This window comes from Nocardia macrotermitis (assembly GCF_009604405.1).
Taxonomy (GTDB): Bacteria; Actinomycetota; Actinomycetes; order Mycobacteriales; family Mycobacteriaceae; genus Nocardia; species Nocardia macrotermitis.
The window spans coordinates 1-17,159 of the sequence record NZ_WEGK01000025.1 but is presented as its reverse complement, the minus strand read 5'-3'; the positions used below and the strand labels follow the sequence as shown (position 1 = coordinate 17,159).

General features: G+C 63.4%; 22 protein-coding genes. 10 read left to right on the top strand and 12 right to left on the bottom strand.

Annotated elements, in window-relative coordinates; genetic code table 11:
• The first annotated feature begins 176 nt into the window (after nucleotides 1-176).
• Nucleotides 177-689, top strand: coding sequence for a TIGR04338 family metallohydrolase (locus NRB20_RS34890; RefSeq protein WP_319945789.1), 513 nt, complete (start codon nucleotides 177-179; stop codon nucleotides 687-689).
• Between the two features lie 222 nt (nucleotides 690-911).
• Nucleotides 912-1,229: a hypothetical protein gene (locus NRB20_RS34885; protein ID WP_153415693.1), complete on the top strand. Its 318-nt coding sequence runs from the start codon at nucleotides 912-914 to the stop codon at nucleotides 1,227-1,229.
• Between the two features lie 58 nt (nucleotides 1,230-1,287).
• On the opposite strand, the gene NRB20_RS34880 is transcribed toward NRB20_RS34885, so the two are convergent.
• The gene (locus NRB20_RS34880) at nucleotides 1,288-2,268 is read right to left on the bottom strand and encodes an o-succinylbenzoate synthase (protein WP_319945788.1); all 981 of its coding nucleotides are present in this window, start codon (nucleotides 2,266-2,268) and stop codon (nucleotides 1,288-1,290) included.
• A gap of 72 nt (nucleotides 2,269-2,340) precedes the next feature.
• Between NRB20_RS34880 and NRB20_RS39720 the strand changes: the two genes are divergently transcribed.
• On the top strand, nucleotides 2,341-2,502 hold the full coding sequence (locus tag NRB20_RS39720) for a type II toxin-antitoxin system VapB family antitoxin (protein WP_227834172.1): 162 nt from the start codon (nucleotides 2,341-2,343) through the stop codon (nucleotides 2,500-2,502).
• 2 nt (nucleotides 2,503-2,504) lie between these two features.
• Nucleotides 2,505-2,654, top strand: coding sequence for a hypothetical protein (locus NRB20_RS34870; RefSeq protein WP_153415692.1), 150 nt, complete (start codon nucleotides 2,505-2,507; stop codon nucleotides 2,652-2,654).
• A gap of 43 nt (nucleotides 2,655-2,697) precedes the next feature.
• On the opposite strand, the gene NRB20_RS34865 is transcribed toward NRB20_RS34870, so the two are convergent.
• Complete coding sequence (locus tag NRB20_RS34865; protein ID WP_153415691.1) at nucleotides 2,698-3,867, bottom strand: thiolase family protein; 1,170 nt, start codon at nucleotides 3,865-3,867, stop codon at nucleotides 2,698-2,700.
• Between the two features lie 123 nt (nucleotides 3,868-3,990).
• On the opposite strand from NRB20_RS34865, the gene NRB20_RS34860 reads away from it, so the two are divergent.
• On the top strand, nucleotides 3,991-4,488 hold the full coding sequence (locus NRB20_RS34860; RefSeq protein ID WP_153415690.1) for a winged helix-turn-helix transcriptional regulator: 498 nt from the start codon (nucleotides 3,991-3,993) through the stop codon (nucleotides 4,486-4,488).
• 33 nt (nucleotides 4,489-4,521) lie between these two features.
• On the opposite strand, the gene NRB20_RS34855 is transcribed toward NRB20_RS34860, so the two are convergent.
• Nucleotides 4,522-5,607, bottom strand: coding sequence for an ABC transporter ATP-binding protein (locus tag NRB20_RS34855; protein ID WP_153415689.1), 1,086 nt, complete (start codon nucleotides 5,605-5,607; stop codon nucleotides 4,522-4,524).
• Between the two features lie 206 nt (nucleotides 5,608-5,813).
• On the opposite strand from NRB20_RS34855, the gene NRB20_RS34850 reads away from it, so the two are divergent.
• The 3 genes from NRB20_RS34850 (at nucleotide 5,814) to NRB20_RS34840 (ending at nucleotide 7,806) form a co-directional block, all read left to right on the top strand.
• Complete coding sequence (locus tag NRB20_RS34850) at nucleotides 5,814-6,608, top strand: LLM class F420-dependent oxidoreductase (protein WP_153415688.1); 795 nt, start codon at nucleotides 5,814-5,816, stop codon at nucleotides 6,606-6,608.
• A gap of 199 nt (nucleotides 6,609-6,807) precedes the next feature.
• Nucleotides 6,808-7,263 (top strand): helix-turn-helix domain-containing protein, encoded by a 456-nt coding sequence (locus NRB20_RS39455; protein ID WP_153415687.1) that lies wholly within the window; start codon nucleotides 6,808-6,810, stop codon nucleotides 7,261-7,263.
• A 6-nt stretch (nucleotides 7,264-7,269) separates the two neighbouring features.
• Nucleotides 7,270-7,806, top strand: a complete 537-nt coding sequence (locus NRB20_RS34840) for a PIN domain-containing protein (protein WP_153415686.1) — start codon at nucleotides 7,270-7,272, stop codon at nucleotides 7,804-7,806.
• Nucleotides 7,807-7,859: 53 nt separating this feature from the next.
• Here NRB20_RS34840 and NRB20_RS34835 read toward each other — a convergent pair whose 3' ends face one another.
• A complete protein-coding gene (locus tag NRB20_RS34835) occupies nucleotides 7,860-8,771 on the bottom strand; it encodes a LysR family transcriptional regulator (protein ID WP_153415685.1) in 912 nt (303 codons plus the stop codon).
• 168 nt (nucleotides 8,772-8,939) lie between these two features.
• On the opposite strand from NRB20_RS34835, the gene NRB20_RS34830 reads away from it, so the two are divergent.
• Nucleotides 8,940-9,860, top strand: coding sequence for a TIGR03620 family F420-dependent LLM class oxidoreductase (locus NRB20_RS34830; protein WP_153415684.1), 921 nt, complete (start codon nucleotides 8,940-8,942; stop codon nucleotides 9,858-9,860).
• A 597-nt stretch (nucleotides 9,861-10,457) separates the two neighbouring features.
• Here NRB20_RS34830 and NRB20_RS34825 read toward each other — a convergent pair.
• A complete protein-coding gene (locus NRB20_RS34825) occupies nucleotides 10,458-10,769 on the bottom strand; it encodes a cupin domain-containing protein (protein ID WP_153415683.1) in 312 nt (103 codons plus the stop codon).
• A 129-nt stretch (nucleotides 10,770-10,898) separates the two neighbouring features.
• Between NRB20_RS34825 and NRB20_RS34820 the strand changes: the two genes are divergently transcribed.
• Entirely contained in the window at nucleotides 10,899-11,390 is a 492-nt protein-coding gene (locus tag NRB20_RS34820; RefSeq protein ID WP_319945787.1) for a hypothetical protein, read from the top strand.
• A gap of 95 nt (nucleotides 11,391-11,485) precedes the next feature.
• Here the strand turns inward: NRB20_RS34820 and NRB20_RS34815 are convergent, their stop codons facing one another.
• From NRB20_RS34815 to NRB20_RS34785, 7 genes are all read right to left on the bottom strand, one after another.
• Nucleotides 11,486-12,253: an ESX secretion-associated protein EspG gene (locus tag NRB20_RS34815; protein ID WP_153415682.1), complete on the bottom strand. Its 768-nt coding sequence runs from the start codon at nucleotides 12,251-12,253 to the stop codon at nucleotides 11,486-11,488.
• Entirely contained in the window at nucleotides 12,246-13,556 is a 1,311-nt protein-coding gene (locus tag NRB20_RS34810; protein ID WP_153415681.1) for a PPE domain-containing protein, read from the bottom strand. Before NRB20_RS34810 ends, NRB20_RS34815 begins: the two co-directional genes overlap by 8 nt.
• Nucleotides 13,557-13,574: 18 nt before the next feature.
• Nucleotides 13,575-13,979, bottom strand: a complete 405-nt coding sequence (locus NRB20_RS34805) for a hypothetical protein (protein ID WP_153415680.1) — start codon at nucleotides 13,977-13,979, stop codon at nucleotides 13,575-13,577.
• Nucleotides 13,980-14,010: 31 nt separating this feature from the next.
• Nucleotides 14,011-14,538 (bottom strand): DUF3558 domain-containing protein, encoded by a 528-nt coding sequence (locus tag NRB20_RS34800; RefSeq protein WP_153415679.1) that lies wholly within the window; start codon nucleotides 14,536-14,538, stop codon nucleotides 14,011-14,013.
• A gap of 289 nt (nucleotides 14,539-14,827) precedes the next feature.
• Nucleotides 14,828-15,154 (bottom strand): DUF3558 family protein, encoded by a 327-nt coding sequence (locus NRB20_RS39715; protein ID WP_194290117.1) that lies wholly within the window; start codon nucleotides 15,152-15,154, stop codon nucleotides 14,828-14,830.
• 62 nt (nucleotides 15,155-15,216) lie between these two features.
• Complete coding sequence (locus tag NRB20_RS39710) at nucleotides 15,217-15,480, bottom strand: barstar family protein (RefSeq protein ID WP_406603918.1); 264 nt, start codon at nucleotides 15,478-15,480, stop codon at nucleotides 15,217-15,219.
• A 550-nt stretch (nucleotides 15,481-16,030) separates the two neighbouring features.
• Nucleotides 16,031-17,159 (bottom strand): RHS repeat domain-containing protein (locus tag NRB20_RS34785; protein WP_194290116.1); only part of this gene is annotated, 1,129 nt, incomplete at its 5' end.

The following is a 17,159-nucleotide window of genomic DNA, read 5'->3' as shown; positions in this document are numbered from 1 at the left end:
CGAAGGCGCGGTGCGCGGTCGGCGGCCCGGATCCCGGCGCTGTCGCGTGATGGCGATGCCTGCGAGGAATTCGTGACGGGGCGGGCTCCGGATACGGCGGTCCGGCCGCCGGATTCGCTGTGTGGCGATGCGTTGCCTGGCGCGCGGATGTGGTGGGTGGGCGCGGAGGTGTCGCGGTGAGTGTGCGGGATGGGCAGCGGGGGCGGGTGTACGACGCCGAGGGGCTGGTGCGGCGGATGTTCGATCGGGCCGATGCGGGTGGCGGGCGGACCGTGGAGTTGTACGGATCGCAGCTGACGTTGCCGGTGGAGCGGCGGTTCGCGTCGGTCGAGTCGGTGCAGAGCTATGTGGATCGAGTGCTTGGGCTGAATTGGGTGCGCGCGCAATGGGTTCGGTCGGGGGAGCCGGTGCGGGTGCGGGCCCGGGCGGGTGCGGGGGCCGCGCATTACGAGGCGGCGGGCGCGGTGCTGGCGATTCCGCTGCACAATGCCGGAAGTGATTGGGCGCTACGGGAATTCGTAATCCTGCACGAGATCGCGCATCATCTCGGTGAGCCGGAGGCCGAGGTCGCGGCGCACGGGCCGGAGTTCTGCTCGCGGTATCTCGAACTGGTCGACGGCGTCATCGGCCCCGAGGCCGCGCTACTGCTGCGCACCACGCTGCTGGACTGCGGGGTGCGGTTCGGCTGAAGGTCTTCCTGCGGAATACGAAAGCGGCGAAACGTTCCGGAAGACATTGCTCGCAACTGATCGGATCGCTTCGATTCGTTGTCGGGAGCGTGTGGCGAAATCGGTGTGACCATTATTGATGATCGAATTCGGGTCGGTGTTGAACCGTGATGTTCGACGATCAGTAACATTGCGGCTACCTCTGAACGATGTGTCGGGTATCACCTATTCGGGAGGTTCGGAATGTTTTCTGTGAGGCGATTCGCTGCCGGTGCCGTCGTTGCCACCGCGGCCGCGGCCACTGCCCTGGTCGGTGGTGGCACGGCACAGGCCGATGTACCGGTGTGGCAGGCCAACTGTCATCTGTACAACGTGTTCAACACCGGCGGGATGTCCAACTGTGAGCTGCCGACCTGGCATCAGGTGAAGCTCACCTGCATCGCGTGGCCGGTGCCGTTCGTCTACTGGAAGTACGGTCCGGCGCAGTACGGGCAGAACCAGTCCTGGGCCAGCTGCGATTCGCTGAACGCGCTGTCGAAGATCGAGGTCATCCAGGCGTAGGTTGCCCACGGCCACGGGTGTTTTCACCTGAGATCGAGCGGCGCGTCCGGATTACGGCTCAGTCGACGGGGAGCAGCCGCTGCACCCGGGCCAGCCGCTCGCGCCACCAGCGGGCGCGTTCGGGGTCCGGATGCCGGAAGCGTTGCAGCAGTTCGGGATCCGGGGTCGGCGGGGTGCGCGGGACGGGCAGATATCCGTCGACCGGGCGCAGTGAATCGGTGACCGTGTCACCGTCGAAGAGGGTCACTGTGCCCAGGCCGCAGGCGAATTCGAGGTCGGGCAGGGCGCCAGCGAGGGCCAGTTGCGCGGCCAGGCCGACGCTGGTCTCCAGTGCAGAGGAGACCACGCACCGCAGTCCCGCCGCCGCGGCCACCCGCATCGCGCGCCGAACCCCGCCCAGCGGGGTGCATTTCAGCACGGCGATATCCGCGGCCCCCGCCACCGCGACGCGCAGCGGATCCTCGGCCCGGCGGATGGATTCGTCCGCGGCGATCCGGACGTCCACCCGCCGCCGCACCTCCGCCAACTCCTCGATGGTCCGGCACGGCTGCTCGGCGTACTCCAAACCGCCTGCGGCCCTGTCGATTCGCGTGAGGTGATCGACCGCGGTGTCGACGTCCCACAGCGCGTTGGCATCGACCCGGATCGCTCCTTCCGGCCCGAGCGCGTCCCGCACGGCCGCCACCCGCTCCAGATCCTCACCCAGCGACCCGGGATGATCGGCCACCTTCACCTTCGCCGTCCGACACCCGGACTTCGCCACCAACGCATACGCCCGCTCCGAATCCACCGCCGGCACTGTGCAATTTACCGCGATCCGATCCCGCACCGGCTCCGGCCACCCCACCGTCACCTGCTCGACAGCAGTCGCCAACCACCCCGCCGCTTCCCGATCCCCGTACTCGGGAAACGCACAGAACTCCCCCCACCCCAACGCCCCCTCGAACACCATCCCCTCCCGCACCGTGATCCCCCGAAACCGATTCCGCATCGGAATCGCATACACATACGCGGCCTCCGGATCGATCAACTCACCCACAGTCCACTGCCCTTCGATCCGCCCCGCTGCTCAGGTTCACCCGGCACAGCCTAATCCTGCGAAGATCATGCGATGGCGATGGTTGAAACCATCATCGACATCGACGAACAGGCACTGGCCGCCGCAGCCGAAATCCTCGGCACCACAACATCATCCGACACCGTCAACGCCGCATTGCGCGAGATCGGCCAGCGCGCCGTCGCTCGCTTCGGTGAGATGACGGGGAAAGGGTAACAATGGCGGATGACTTCGGCCACCACGATTGGCCGTCGTATGAAGAAGTCCGTGAGCTGTTTGCCGAGCTCGATCTCGGTGACGACGATCTGGATCGGGCGAACCTGATCATCGAGGACCATGTCGGTGAAGCTCAGGATCAGGCCGAGTAGATCGCTCCCGGCCCGGTATGTCCAGGCCGGGAGCGTTATTTACTCAGAGTGCTTCCAGGATCATGGCGTTGGCCAGGCCGCCTGCCTCGCACATGGTTTGCAGGCCGAAGCGGGCTCCGCGTTCGCGGAGGGCGTGGACGAGGGTCGTGGCCAGGCGGGCTCCGGACGCGCCGAGGGGGTGGCCGAGGGCGATCGCGCCGCCGTTGACGTTGACGCGGCCCAGGTCCGCGCCGGTGTCGGCGGCCCAGGCCAGGACCACTGCGGCGAAGGCTTCGTTGACTTCGAACAGGTCGATGTCGGAGAGCTGTAAGCCGCTGCGCTGCAATACCTTCCGCGTCGCCGGGATGACGGCCGTGAGCATCAGCAGCGGATCGTCGCCCGCGACGGCGAAGCTGTGCAGACGGGCCAGCGGGGTCAGGCCGAGTTGGGCGGCCTTCTCACTGGTCATGATGAGTACCGCGGCGCTGCCGTCGTTGATCTGACTTGCGTTGGCGGCGGTGATGTTCCAGCCGATCTCCGGGAATCGGGCGGCGTGGTCGGGGCTGTGGAACGCCGGACGCAGCGCGCCGAGCGTCTCGACCGTGCTGCCGAGTCGAATCCCCTCATCGGCCGACAATCCTTCCAGCGGAACGAGTTCCGAGGCGAAGGACCCGTTCTTGGTTGCCGCGGCGGCCTTCTCGTGACTGGCGAGCGAGAACTCGTCCATCGCCGTCCGCCCGATCTGCCATCGTGACGCGATCAACTCCGCGCTGATCCCCTGCGGCACAAGCCCTTCCGGATAACGCTCGTTGAACGCGACCCCGCCGATATCGGTGGCCCCGACCACGCTCGCCCCCATCGGCACCCGGCTCATCGATTCCAGCCCGGCCGCCACCACCACGTCGTACGCGCCGGAGATCACGCCCTGCGCGGCGAAGTGGATGGCCTGCTGGCTGCTCCCGCACTGCCGGTCCACGGTCGTGGCGGGCACCGATTCGGGATATCCGGCGGCCAGCGCGGCCCGCCGGGTGATGTTGACGGACTGCTCGCCGACCTGGGTGACCACCCCGCCGATGACGTCGTCGATCAGCACCGGATCGATGCCGCTGCGCCCGACCACCTCGCGCAGGCTGTGCGCGAGCAGGTCCACCGGATGCACCCCGTGCAACGCGCCGGTCGCCTTCCCCTTGCCGATCGGGGTGCGTACGGCCTCGACGATCACTGCGTCTCTCATGGCTCTGTCCTTCCGGCCTGCCGCGACAGACGTGCCGCGACACTGCGGTCCAACTAAGTCTTACTATAGTCAGAGTAGGAGCTGGCCATACTCTCCACAAGTCAGAGTTGTATGATGTGCGTCATGCCCGCTGTGCTCGAAGGACCGCTACGTGATCTCCGTTCCTGGAAACCGGAGGGATGTTCGATCGTCAAGGCGCTGGACCTCATCGGTACCCGCTCGGCGATCCTGATCCTGCGCGAATCTCTCTACGGCACAACACGATTCGACGGATTCGCCGAACGCGTCGGCATCACCGACGCCGCCGCGGCCGCGGCCCTGCGCAAACTCACCGACGCGGGCCTGCTGCGCAAACAGCCCTACCGCGAGGAGGGCAAACGCACCCGCAACGAATACGTACTCACCGAGATGGGCCGCGACGCGATCCCGGTCGTGCTGGCCCTGTGGCAGTGGGGCGATCAGTACCTACAGGGCGGCACCCCGCCGCTGGAGCGGGTCGAGAACGATACGAGCGAACCGGTCCGCGTGCAGATCCGCAGCGCGGCCGGAAACGAAGTCCCCCTGGACAATCTGCGCATCCGCCTCAACAAGGCGTGGCGCCGCAACCGGACCCGCGACTGACGCGGGCCCGGCCGCTGCGAAAAATACTCGAAATCAGTTGAGCCGCTTACCATCCGCGGGCGCGAAGAAGTAGATGTGCTCGGGATCGGTGGTGAGCGAGAGCTTGTCGCCCTTGGTGGGCGGCTTGCGCCAGTCGACCCGCGCGACGACCGATTCCCCTGCGCCGGAATCGCTTTCGTCCTGCGCGCGCCCGTAGACGTAGGCGTCCGAGCCGAGCTCCTCGACCACGTCCACCTCCACCGCGATCCCCTTGCCCGCCTCGGTGAACTCGAAGTGCTCGGGCCGGATCCCGACCACCACCTCACCGTCCACCGCGTCGGTCACCGTGCGCGGCACCGGCAGCGCGTGCCCGCCCAACTGCACGCCACCGTCGGTGAGCGGCAGCGTGAACAGGTTCATCGCGGGCGAACCCATGAATCCGGCGACGAACAGATTCGCCGGGTCACGGTACAGATCGCGCGGCGTCGCGCACTGCTGTAACAGCCCGTCCTTGAGCACCGCGACGCGGTCGCCCATCGTCATCGCCTCGACCTGGTCGTGCGTCACGTACACCGTGGTGGTGCCCAGGCGCCGCTGCAACTGCGCGATCTGGGTGCGGGTCTGCACGCGCAGTTTGGCGTCCAGGTTCGAGAGCGGCTCGTCCATCAGGAACACCTGCGGCTGCCGCACGATCGCCCGCCCCATCGCGACGCGCTGGCGCTGGCCGCCGGACAACGCCTTGGGCTTGCGGTCCAGGAACTGTTCCAGGTCGAGAAGTTTCGCGGCCTCGAGCACCCGCTTGTCCTTCTCCGCCTTGGCGACCTTGGCCATCTTCAACGCGAATCCCATGTTCTCCGCGACGGTCATGTGCGGGTACAGCGCGTAGTTCTGGAACACCATCGCGATATCGCGCTGCTTGGGTTCGGCGTTGGTGACATCCTTCTCGCCGATCAGGATGCGTCCGCCGTCGACGTCCTCGAGTCCGGCGAGCATCCGCAGCGAGGTCGATTTACCGCAGCCGGACGGGCCGACGAGGACCAGGAATTCCCCGTCCGCGATCTCCAGATTCAGCGCGTCGACGGCGGGTGTGGCGGCGCCCGGATACACCCGGGTCGCGCGGTCGAAAGTGACCGTAGCCATGAGAAAACATCCCTTCACCGGCAGGAACGTGCCGGACGATCCGAGTAGAGGGTGGTACTGCCCGAATCCTACTGGGCGAGTGCCCACCACGTCGGGGTTCGCTCACAGCGAAGGCGCTCACCCGGCCATCCCCGGCTCCTTCGCAGTAGCGTCGGGAGGGCATCAGCAGTGCTGACAATCTCGTACTCTTACCGAGGAGAGCATCCATGACCCGACCGGTTCGCATCGGAGTCCAGCTACAGCCGCAGCACGCACCCGAGTACAACCTCATCCGCGATGCCGTGCGCCGCGCCGAGGACGCCGGGGTGGACGTGGTGTTCAACTGGGATCACTTCTACCCGCTCTACGGTGACCCCGACGGCGCCCATTACGAGTGCTGGACCATGTTGGGCGCGATCGCCGAGCAGACCGAACGCGTGCAGCTCGGGGCGCTGGTCACCGGCGGCGGCTACCGCAATCCGGATCTGCTCGCCGATATGGCCCGCACCGTCGACCACATCTCCGGCGGCCGCCTGATCCTGGGCATCGGCGCGGGTTGGTTCGAGAAGGACTACGACGAGTACGGCTACGAATTCGGTACCGCCGGTTCACGTTTGGCGCTGCTGAAGGAGTACATGGAACGCCTGACCGCCCGCCTGGGCAAGCTGAACCCGCAGCCCCTGCGCGACATCCCGATCCTGATCGGCGGTGGTGGCGAGAAGAAGACTCTGCGCCTGGTCGCCGAGTACGCCGACATCTGGCACACCTTCGCCGAACTCGATGTGCTGGAACGCAAGTCGAAGATCCTCGCCGACCACTGCGCCGAGGTCGGCTCCGATCCGGCCGCCATCGAACGCTCGGTGAACTGGCCCGGCGCCGACGCCGCCCCCACCCTGGTCGCCGCCGGCGCCACCCTGTTCACCGTCGGAACCGGCGGCCCCGACTACGACCTGAGCGTCCTCGAGGAAGCCATCCGCTGGCGCGACGAGTTCAACCCCGAGTCCGTCGCGGGAATCGCGTAGTCCCGCAACAGTATTCGAACAATCTCCGGGCCGGATCCGCCCACATCGCGGATCCGGCCACGAGCCCTGTCCACCCACTCGATTCGCGACTGCATTTCATCTGCAATCGAATTTAGTTGCACTTATAAGTGAAACTTGCGTAGACTTCGGTACTGCTACCAGCCGATACTCGACAGAAGCAGCCCGAAAGGAGGCGACTGTGGCGACGCAGCAGAGCGAGGATCGCGCCACCGTGGCCGTCACTCCGCGACAGGCCGAACAAGCCCGCACGGTCGGCTCCTTCCTCGTCGATCACCACTCCCCGAATGTCGCTGTCACCGTCGGCGCAGGTTCGCAGCAGAGCCTGACCCTGCCACCCGAGTTGAGCGCACTCGTTCTCCGACTGATCGACCTGGTCGGCCGTGGCCGCACGGTGACACTCGGCACCATCCCCGATGAGGTCACGACCACGGTCGCCGCGGCCATGCTGGGCATCTCGCGCCCGTCCTTGATGAAACTGATTCGCCAGGAACGGATTCCAGCCTACAAGGTCGGATCGCACACGCGCCTGCACAGCAGGGACGTACTCGCCTTCCGGCGAGCCCGACTCGAAGAACAGGGGAAGGCATTCGACGAATTGCGTGCCTTGGAAGAAGAATGGGGTGTCGTCGACTGACACGCCGTGAGCGACGGAATCCGGTCGGCCTGCGGTGGAATGTTCCAGGTCTACCTGACCGAGGACATCCTGACCGAGACGCTCTACTGGCTGCGGAAGAACAATCCGCTCTTGAATGAGGAACAGGTCGGTGGCATACGCCGCCGACTGATCCGGATCTTCGGCGACGACAGCGTGATCACCGGCTACACGATCGACGAAAGCCTATCTTACCGAGATGTTTTCGATGCCCACGTACATTGCGCCGCGGTGCACGGGACCATCGACATGGTCCTGACCGCGAATTCGGCCGACTTCGATTTTGCCGACGCCGATGAGCTGAGTTACGAGGTCTACAGCCCCGATGAGTTCTTCCAACTGATCGATGACTCCAACCCTCGCTTGGTACGGCAGGTGACGGAGGAACAGATGGCGTACTGGGTTCGTCGGAGCGGTAAGGCTCTTCCCGGTGCCCTTCGCGACTCGGGAACGCCGGGGTTCGCGGAACGTGTCCGTGTGCATCTGCAATCTATCGATGTGCGAGAGGTTTTGGGCTCGGCGTGAATCGTGGCAGATCCGATTACGTTCGGCTGCAACGATATTGGTGTAATCGGGGTTCAGCGCTCGGTCGGTGGGGTCGCAGGCGCGAGTTGTTCGAGTGCGTATTTCGCGAAGGCGGTGACCAGGCGGTTGTGGGTGTCGCGGCGGGTGGCCAGGACGACGTGGGCCGGGTCGACGCCGTGCAGCGGGATGGCGATGACGTCGGGGCGCAGGGTGGGGAATTGACCGCCCGCGGTGATGGCGACCGCTTCTCCGGCGGCGATCACCTCGAGTTTGTCTTCGAGGGCCTCGATGATGGGGCCCTCCGGTGCGGGGCGGCCGTCGGGGCGCGGGTCGATGTTCCAGTAGGCGCTCCAGGCCGGATCGGAGTGCCGCAGGCGCGGGACGGGTTCGTCGGCGATGTCGTCGAGGGTAAGAAAGTCCTTGTGCGCCAAGCGATGATCGATGGGCATGAGCACGACGCGCGGCTCGGCGTAGAGGATGGTGACGTGTAGGTCCGTGGTGACGAAGGGTAGTCGGGTGACCAGCGCGTCCACCCGGTGATCGAGCAGCGCGGCGGGGACGTCGGTGAGTTGTATGTGCTGCGCGCGTATCTCGGCGTCGGGATGGCGGCGGCGCATCTCACGGACGACGGGGGTGATGATCAGATCGCCGGTGTAGCCGATCGTGACATGACCGGGGCTGGCCGCGGCGCGGGTCTGCGCGACGGCTCGGGCGGCATTGCGCAGCAACGCTTTTGCCTGCGGAAGGAACACCGCACCCGCCTCGGTGAGCCGGGTGCCGCGCGGTCCGCGATCCAGCAACCGCGCACCGAGTTGCTTCTCCAGCCGGTTGATCTGCCGGCTCAGCGAGGGTTGCGTGACGTGCAGGGCCTCGGCGGCGCGACCGAAATGCCCGTGCTCGGCGACGAGCGTGAAGGAATGCACCAGCAGCAGATCGAGATCCACTGCGGGCGGTGTGTCGGTCATGCGACCAGACTAGCCTCGCCGATCCGGACTGTTGTCGCACCAGTGTCGACGACCTGTGGTGATACGTGAATCGCAATACCTGATGCGGAAGATTCATTGGCTCGCGTGCCGCCTCCGACAGCACAGTGGACACATCCACGCACAGCGATTTCACCTGGAGGAACGCCCATGACGATCGATCTCGTGAACGCCGCACGCCGAATGCTGGGACCGGTCGGCGTGAGCCTGCCCGTCAGCTTCACCAGTACGCCGTCGGCGACCGCGCAACGCGATGCGGGCCGCCGCCTCGAACAGGCCGGTTACCGCGCCCTGTGGACCAACGAGGTGATCGGCAAGGACGCCTTCGCGCACCTGTCGGTGCTGCTCGCCGCCACCGAACGTCTCACGGTGGGCACCTGCGTCGCCAATATCTGGGCACGCCCACCGCAGACCGCACACGGCGCGGCGGCCTACCTCGCTCAGGCGTATCCGGACCGTTTCGTGCTCGGCCTCGGCGTCGGCTACCCGCAACAGGCCGAGAGCGTGGGCCGCCCGTTCGGCAGCCCACTGGCCACCATGCGCGACTACATCACCGGAATGGACGCCGAAACATCGCCTCCCGCACCGGATTCCAGCTACCCCCGGATCCTCGCTGCCAACGGCCCGAACATGCTCGCGCTGGCCGGGGAGATCTCCGACGGCGCACTCCCCGCCGGACTCCCACCCGAGCACACCGCCCGGGCCAGAAAAACCCTCGGCCCCGACAAACTCCTCGTGGTGGGCCTGTCCGCCGTGATCGATGACGATCTCGACCGCGCCCGCGACACCGCCCGCCAGGTCTTCGCGACCTGGTCCGCCCGCCCGCCCTTCCGCACCACGATAGCCGAATTCGGTTATGAGACAACGGAAGACGCCACACCGGACGACCACGTCGTCGACGCACTCGTCGCACACGGCACCCCGGATTCGATCGCCGGAAAGATCCGCGAACACCTCGCCGCCGGAGCCGACCACGTCACCCTCCTACAGCCGATCGGCACCGAATTCGCCTCCGGCATAGACGGTTACGTCAACATCGCCCCGGCGTTGAGCGGCGTTGAGCGGCGTTGAGCGGCGTTGAGCGGCGTTGAGCGGCGTTGAGCGGCGTTGAGCGGCGTTGAGCGGCGTTGAGCGGCGTTGAGCGGTGGCGGTCAGTGTTGAGCGGTGGTGGTCGGCGTTGAGCCGGTGGTGGTCGGCTTCGACTGGCCTTGGCTGACGCCGACGCTGCCTGATCGGCGAGGGATGCCGGGAGTCGAAGGCCGGAGGGGGGTGTGGCGCTCCGGGGCGTTGGCGGTCGAACGCGGCCTGACCGTACCGCCCGAGTTGAGTGCCCTCGTTCTCGAGATGATCGATCTCCTCGGCCGAGGCCGCACAGTGACGCCAGGCAGCGTCCCGAACGAGATCACCACCACGGTTACTGCGGGAATGTCGGGTATATCGCGACCCTCACTGATGAAAATCATTCGCCGAGAACGGATTCCAGCGCACGAGGTCGGATCGCGCACCCGCCTGTACAGCAAGGATGTACTCGCGTTCCGGCGGGCGCAACTTGAACGGCAGAGCCAGGCGTTCGACGAACTGCGTGCTCTGGAAGAGGAATGGGGTGTCTCGACGTCTGCGCCCTTTCGAGGCGACGCGATCGAAGGGGCCGACTGCGCCGACCCGCGCTCAGACGCTTCCCTTGCGTTCGACTACGAGGATTCGGGCCTCTGGCGCTGGGTTGGCGACGTGTTCGTCGCCGGGCTCGGCGTAGCAGATTCGGCCCGGGATCAGGTGTTCGATGTGTTCCTCGCCGTTGTCGCGGTAGTGCATGTCTACCGCGCCGTCCAGGACGACGAAGACCTCAGGGCCGTCGTTGACGTGCCAGATGTAGGGCTGGTCGGTCCAGTGCAGGCGGATCGTGGCGGTGTCGATCTCGGTGATGTCGAGTGCGCCCCAGGGGCGGTCGGCGGTGAATGCACTGGCATCGAGGAAACGCATGTCCCGATCATGGCATCAATCGGGGAACGGATGGGTGGGCTCGTTCCGCGGCCCCAGCGGCCGAGGGCGGGGGTGTGCCGGTGGCACGTACGCTACGCAGGTCGGAACTCCCCGAATGGAGGCGAGAGCGTGACGCATAATCCGGTGATCGCGGCGTTGGGGGCGTTCGGGGCCTGGTTGTTGGTGGCGGGGCCGTTGTATCAGGCGGCGATGGAGTTGCGGGATCAAGGGGCGAGTGAGCGGCGGGAGTTGCCCGAGGGGGTGGTGCCGCCGCAGCGGATCTCACCGTGGTGGTGGTTGCTGCCGCCGGTCGCCTACTGGAAATACCGGCAGGAACGTGAGCGAGTGAAAAGTGCTGTGCTGCAATCATTGTCGGCGGAGGATGTGCAGCGGATCCTGACGTTCTCCAACACCGCGCTCGGCTGGCTGCTGGTCGCTGGTGGCGCGACCTGCATCGCGATCAAGGAGACCTGGGAATTCGTGGAGGCCATGGAGTGGCCGTGGGGCTGGACCTTGTTGTTGGTCGTGTTGGCGGGGATGGCGGCGCTGGGGAATACGTCGTATCAGACCGCGCGGACCTCACGTATTCTCGCGCGATTCACAGCCGCCGATACTCCGTAGTCGCGATGTAATCTGCAGTGCAGCTGGCGATTTCGTCTGCCTCCCAGGGCGGGTTCGAGCCGGAAACCTGGGCTGCGGCCGAGCCCGGGGTGCGGTCAGCTCCAGGCCGACGTGCGTTCCTGATCGAGAGTGCGGTCGATGGCGCGCTGGATGCGGGCGAGGAGTTCGGCCGCGGTGAGGGGTTTGGCCTCAATGCGGTTGCCGAGGGACAGCAGATAGCGGCCCTCCTCCTCGAAGTCGACCACGTGCAGGTGGCGGCCGGTCTGCTGCCAGCCGTCGAGCGCGGGGCCCTGGTCGACCTTGATTTCCAGATAGGTGCGGTAGGGGCGGCGCAGGAAGCGGTTGACCTGTTCGCGAGGGCTGCGAGCGTCCGCGGCGCTCCAGGTTTCCGGCGCGACCATGTCGAGGCGGTTGATCGAGACGCCGTGCGCGGTGCCCGGCCGGACGGCAGGCAGCAGCGAGACCATGCGTCTGAGCGCCTCGGCCGGGGTGTGCAGGTACACCCGGATATCCCCGGCGGCATCGAGATCCGTTGCGGCACCGGGCTCTTGGACCAACACCGCACCGACACCGTCATCGATACCGGTGTGCATCCGCACCATCCGATCGCGTCCGTCGCGCCGGATACCGAACATCTCCACCCGCACCTTCGGCCGCGCGAGCGCCTGCAGCGCCCGGTGCAGATCCGGCTCGTCCTTCAGCAGCGCGACGAGTTTCGTTCGCGCAGCGGCACATTCACGCTCGAAATCGAGCAGCACCTCGGCATCGTTCCGGAATTCGATCGGAAACGGCATCCGATCCCGATCGATCGCCTGCCACACCAGATGGAATTCGAGCTGCGAGAGCAGCCACGCCTCACTCATCGCCGTATTCTCCGCCGATCACGCCGCCCGGCAGGAATTTCTGTTCGGGCCCGAGCAATTCTTCCTGAATTCCGCGCAAATAGTCCGCCGACTTGTGTTCGGCGTCGTCGCCCTCTTTCTTCGATTGACCGTGCGGCATCATACTGTTGAGCCCATTGGTCGATTTCGCCGCATTGGCCGCATTCGCGGCGGTGGCAGCCGAATTCGTCCCCGAATTGGTCCCCGGAATACTGGACCCCAAACCGCCGCCGGTCGCGCTGGAATTGAAACCGCCACCACCGGTGGTCCCCGCCGTACCGCTACCCGACGGGCTGTATCCCGCGGTACTGGTGTTGTTCAGCGAATTCATCGAGGTTGCGCCGGACGAGTTCCCCGTCGTCGCATCGGGCAGATTGAGACTCGACGAGTACGCAGTCGACCCGCTGTTGTAGCTGCTGGGATTCGTACTGGTCCCACTGCTGGTCGAAGCGCCCGAACTCGACGAGGGGCCGTAACTCGACGCGTTGGAGTTGTATGTGGGGCTGTAACTTTGCGCCGTACTGGCCGGATTCGAGGGTCCCGATGCGCCGCCTGAGTTGTCGGCCGTGGTTACTCCGGGCATTTTGGGAACGCCTTTATCTGCTTCAGGCAGATATTTAGCGTAGACCTGCTGCATCACGGCCCGGGCTTCTGCCTGCGTGTTACTGGCCCGACCATGATCGGCCATTAGCTGGCCGCCGAGAGTAGCTATTCCAACGGGACCAGCGACGACATCGGTCACAATGCCCGCAATCGAAGTGGACTTACGCTTGGCCTTATCAGGGATCTGCGCCTTCACCTGTGTGAGGGTGGCGCTGGCGTCGGAAAGCTTGTTGGCCACCATGTTTGCGGCGTTCTGGAGACTGTGGACGTCATCGGCGTACTTGCGTACGCTGGTCTTCGCGCTCTCGGCTGACGCCCCTGACCAGCCATTATTGATGAGCTTCTCGATGTCGGTGCGGAAGGACTCGGCCTTCTTGTTGGTGATGTCTGCGAGCGTTTCCCACGCTGCCACACTGGAGTTCATATCAGTCGGGACTACTGAATTCCGGTACTGAATGATCCGATCGTGAGACATCCCTTCGAAGTTCTCCATCGCGGTCGACACGACTTCCGGCGTGTAGTCACCATGGAAATTCTGCGACAAAGTTGTGTTCTTCGTGCTCGCCGCATCCCTGGCATTCTTGCCTGCGGTCCCAGCATTCTTCGCGCTCTGCGTCGGGCCGACGCTGGTGCTGAACTGACTCGTCAGGTCGCTCATGAAGTCGCTGAAACTGAAGCCCATAGTTCCCCCTTGGTCTCGCTACTTACTACTGTCGATACTGTTCATAGCTTGGCGGATCTTGTCCTTGGTTGCCTCGTCCGAATTGGTGAAGGCTTGACCTGCCTTTGTGAACATGTCTGCCATGCTTTGCAAGGCGGCGATGTGTTCGGTGAGGGCGGCGGCGTATGAGCCAGCCCCTCCTGTGGTGTCTTGCCCCAAGGAATTGATCTTATTGGCGAATTTTTGAGCGGAATCAAGATCGCCAAACGAATTCACGTGCACTGTGTTGCGGGTCTTCAGGATAAGTTCCTGAAGATCTTCGATATAAGCGTTGCATCGGGCAGCGCACTTCTTTGCTACGCCATCTTCGATTAGGAGTTTCCCCTGCTCTGCTCCCGAGGCCAAGGTTGCAAATGTGCTTTTCATGTCAGTGGTGTCGCTCACTTCGGCACCTCCGTCCATCGACTAGTATTGCCTACTGCGGAATCAAGCTGTTCAACGACTTCGTGGCCGATATCGCTATGCTGCAATAATTCCCGGCAGACGGTGCGCCGACTGCCTGTCGAATTATTATTTCGACGGTCCCCTTCGAGGTGGGTAAAGTTACAATGCAGTTATCTGAGGTGCTGCTCTTCTCTGCATCGGTGATCGCTTGCCGTCCAGGAATGCTTACATCCTGAAAATTGGTGAGATAGCTATTCTTTCGGACCTCGGTCATTGTGTGATTCGAATTCAATATCGTGAGGAAGTAGTTATCGGTTCGCCAGCCACATCCACGCCAGCCGCTCCATTGGACGACGGCAGGATTCGTGTCCTTGCTGCCTGGCCGCAGCCCGATAGCTGAGATGGCATCGTCCGATACGGTGCACGGGTCCCATAGCTGAGCATCGCTCAGCTTGGTCGGGCTGGCTGATGTTGCATCGGTCTGTGTCGTGCCGCATCCGGTCACTGCCAGCTGCAATGCACACACACCAACGCCGACTGCCAATGCCAGCGAACGCATGCGGACCCCCGTTCATCGAGATGAGTTGCGCTCACTGTATCAACCGTGGAGTGTTCCAGAGTGGGGGGAACCGGACAGAATCTGTCCAGACCGGACCGAACCGGATGGAACGTGCCCAAAGTGGCCGTTGACCGTCGGTCGTTGCGCATGGTGCCCGGCGCTGTGGGGTTCCGCATCCAGATCGCCTCGTGGAGCTCGGTAGCGTCTCACATCGGCATCTGCTTCGAATACCATTGTCCTGGTTGCGGTTTCGGTGTTCACGATCGGGAGGCTCGAATACGAACCCGACTTACGCGGGTATCGAATCGTTCAGCGATGTCGCAGCCTGTACTGCGACGGTGCAGTAGTTGCCAGCCGACTGTGCACCGATTGCCTGTCGCACGATTATCTCGATAGTGCCCTTCGAGGTGGCGAAGGATACTCCACAGTTGTCTGTGGTGCCGCTTCTCTTCTCCACATCGGTGATCGCCTGACGGCCTGGGATGTCTGCATCCTGAAAGTTCGTCAGGTAGGAATTACTTCGAACCTCGTTCATCGTGTGTGACGAGCTGAGCACTCCGGTGAAGTAGTTATCGGTTCGCCAGGAACATCCACGCCATCCAGTCCACTGGACCACTGCGGGATTCGTGTCCTTACTGCTGGGCCGCTGATCGCGGCTAGAGTATGCGCCTGGATTTTCTATTTGTATTCGAGGTTCAGTGTTACTTTCGCGTGGGACATAACTTCGATCAGATCGGATAAGAACTGCGGTGGTAGCCGGTCGGTGAGCTTCTTTCCGTGCCGAACATTGATTGTGAATGGTACGCTGGCACCGAAACCGCCGCATAAACAGTCTGAAAGTGAATCCAGGTTGTCGCCGAAGTATCCGCCGGGGCCGTTTATAGATTCGCCTAACGCGCAAAAGAAGTCCACGCTGGAGCCGATCGAATTTGCATCGATCATGTATTGTGTATGCGGCGACGCATCTTGTTTCGTTTCTACGTTTACCTGGGGAGAATTCTGGATCCTTGCTACTTCCAGCCACGCTTCTTTCAAAAGTTCGGATAGGTCTTTCCATTCGCCGAGGTCTTTCGGAGGACCTTCGTATCGGCTTCTCCATACCGACTCCGCAGCAGGGTTGGGCGGACTCCACATCCAGCCGGACAGAGTCAGTTCCATGTCACCCGCTGAATCGACCTTCTTAGATCCGGTTTGCAGATCGGCTATGAAGTAGCTGCCAATCTTATTTTGATTGCTGTCCAGGATCCATAGATCGCAGTTGCCGATGGTCGATGATCCGCTCTGCTTGGAAATTAATTGCCAAGACTCGCTGCTTTGAGGATATGTGCGTATGAGTGTAAAATGAAATCTGCCATCCGGTAGATACTTCTGTGTAAAGAATCCGGTGCAGTGCTCGGCGTAACAAGCAAGGGTCTCGGTATTCTCCATGTAGACCGCGAAATGGGCATTGCTCAATCCCACGATTCCCCTCTCGATAAGTATGACCTGGTGATTACCCGCCGAGGCGTTTCGGTATTTTCCCGCCTTCAGGGTACCATGGCCCCGGAAACAAGAATGGCGAGCTGTAATCGTGATTTATCACGTACCCTAAGTGTCCATCGGGGCGCTCGAGGATTCTGTGATCGGTTCCGGGTACGTCCCACTCCAAGGAGCCCTGCCACTGTGCACGCTTTCCGTTGGGTAGCTCCCGCCCCTGAAATACTTTCTGATGACCGGTTCCGGGCTCCACTCGCGGCGTACCCTGCCCGGATCTTATTTTCTCGTATTGCTCTTTTATCGCTTTAGGGACCGGGTTTGGATCCGAGAGATTTTTGCCGTTGGTATTGAATTGCTTACAGGCTAATCCTAAAGGGTCAATCCAATTTATCGGATTGTGTGGATATGCTATTTGATTAGGTGATGGTTCAAGCCCAAGTGGGTCTTGGGTTAAAAATCGTGCGGAACCGGGGTCGTAGTACCGTTGGTGGTTGTAGTGAAGACCCGATTCGGTGTCGTAGATCTGGCCGGGAAATTGGAGTGGGGTGCTGGCCGCGCCATTCCAATTTGACTTACCCCACAGGCTGCGTTTCGTGGCCGCTATCGACCGCCCGGATTCAGGTTCGAAGAGCTCTGTTGGAGTGCCGACGAGATCGCTGATGATCGCGAGAAATTCTCGATGGTCTAGTTGATAGGTGGTTTGAGTTAGGGGAGTGTAGGTACCGGGGTGGTACGCCCAACGAGTATTCGCCGTACTTGCGGTTTGTTCGACGAGATGGTTCTCATCCCAGGTGAAGTCGATGCGTTCGATGACGTGGCCGTCTGGGGTGAGGTGTTGTTTGGTGGTGCGGCGGCCCAGGGCGTCGTAGGTGTAGTGCCACCATTGGTGGTCGGGGGTTTGGATGTCGGTTAGTTGGTCGAAGGCGTTGTATCGGTAGTGCCAGATGTCGGGTTTTCGGGAGAGGCGGGTGATTTCTTTGCGGATTAGGCGGCCGGCTTGGTCGTAGTGGTAGCGGGTGCGGCCGTTTCGGGTTAGGAGGTTGTTGTGGTATTCGCGGCGGCCTTCGGGGAGGTGGGTGGGGTCGGTGATGGGGGTGGTGGAGTCGGGGGCTCGGTCGGTGTTGAGGGGGGTTGTGGGGGTGGGG

Coding starts and splice junctions, on each gene's coding strand:
- NRB20_RS39720 (WP_227834172.1), top strand. CDS start 2,341: ATGGCGATGGTTGAAACCATCATCGACATCGACGAACAGGCACTGGCC.
- NRB20_RS34865 (WP_153415691.1), bottom strand. CDS start 3,867: ATGAGAGACGCAGTGATCGTCGAGGCCGTACGCACCCCGATCGGCAAG.
- NRB20_RS34825 (WP_153415683.1), bottom strand. CDS start 10,769: ATGCGTTTCCTCGATGCCAGTGCATTCACCGCCGACCGCCCCTGGGGC.
- NRB20_RS34815 (WP_153415682.1), bottom strand. CDS start 12,253: ATGAGTGAGGCGTGGCTGCTCTCGCAGCTCGAATTCCATCTGGTGTGG.
- NRB20_RS34870 (WP_153415692.1), top strand. CDS start 2,505: ATGGCGGATGACTTCGGCCACCACGATTGGCCGTCGTATGAAGAAGTC.
- NRB20_RS39710 (WP_406603918.1), bottom strand. CDS start 15,480: ATGATCGATGCAAATTCGATCGGCTCCAGCGTGGACTTCTTTTGCGCG.
- NRB20_RS34855 (WP_153415689.1), bottom strand. CDS start 5,607: ATGGCTACGGTCACTTTCGACCGCGCGACCCGGGTGTATCCGGGCGCC.
- NRB20_RS34830 (WP_153415684.1), top strand. CDS start 8,940: ATGACGATCGATCTCGTGAACGCCGCACGCCGAATGCTGGGACCGGTC.
- NRB20_RS34885 (WP_153415693.1), top strand. CDS start 912: ATGTTTTCTGTGAGGCGATTCGCTGCCGGTGCCGTCGTTGCCACCGCG.
- NRB20_RS34835 (WP_153415685.1), bottom strand. CDS start 8,771: ATGACCGACACACCGCCCGCAGTGGATCTCGATCTGCTGCTGGTGCAT.
- NRB20_RS34850 (WP_153415688.1), top strand. CDS start 5,814: ATGACCCGACCGGTTCGCATCGGAGTCCAGCTACAGCCGCAGCACGCA.
- NRB20_RS34810 (WP_153415681.1), bottom strand. CDS start 13,556: ATGGGCTTCAGTTTCAGCGACTTCATGAGCGACCTGACGAGTCAGTTC.
- NRB20_RS34860 (WP_153415690.1), top strand. CDS start 3,991: ATGCCCGCTGTGCTCGAAGGACCGCTACGTGATCTCCGTTCCTGGAAA.
- NRB20_RS34800 (WP_153415679.1), bottom strand. CDS start 14,538: ATGCGTTCGCTGGCATTGGCAGTCGGCGTTGGTGTGTGTGCATTGCAG.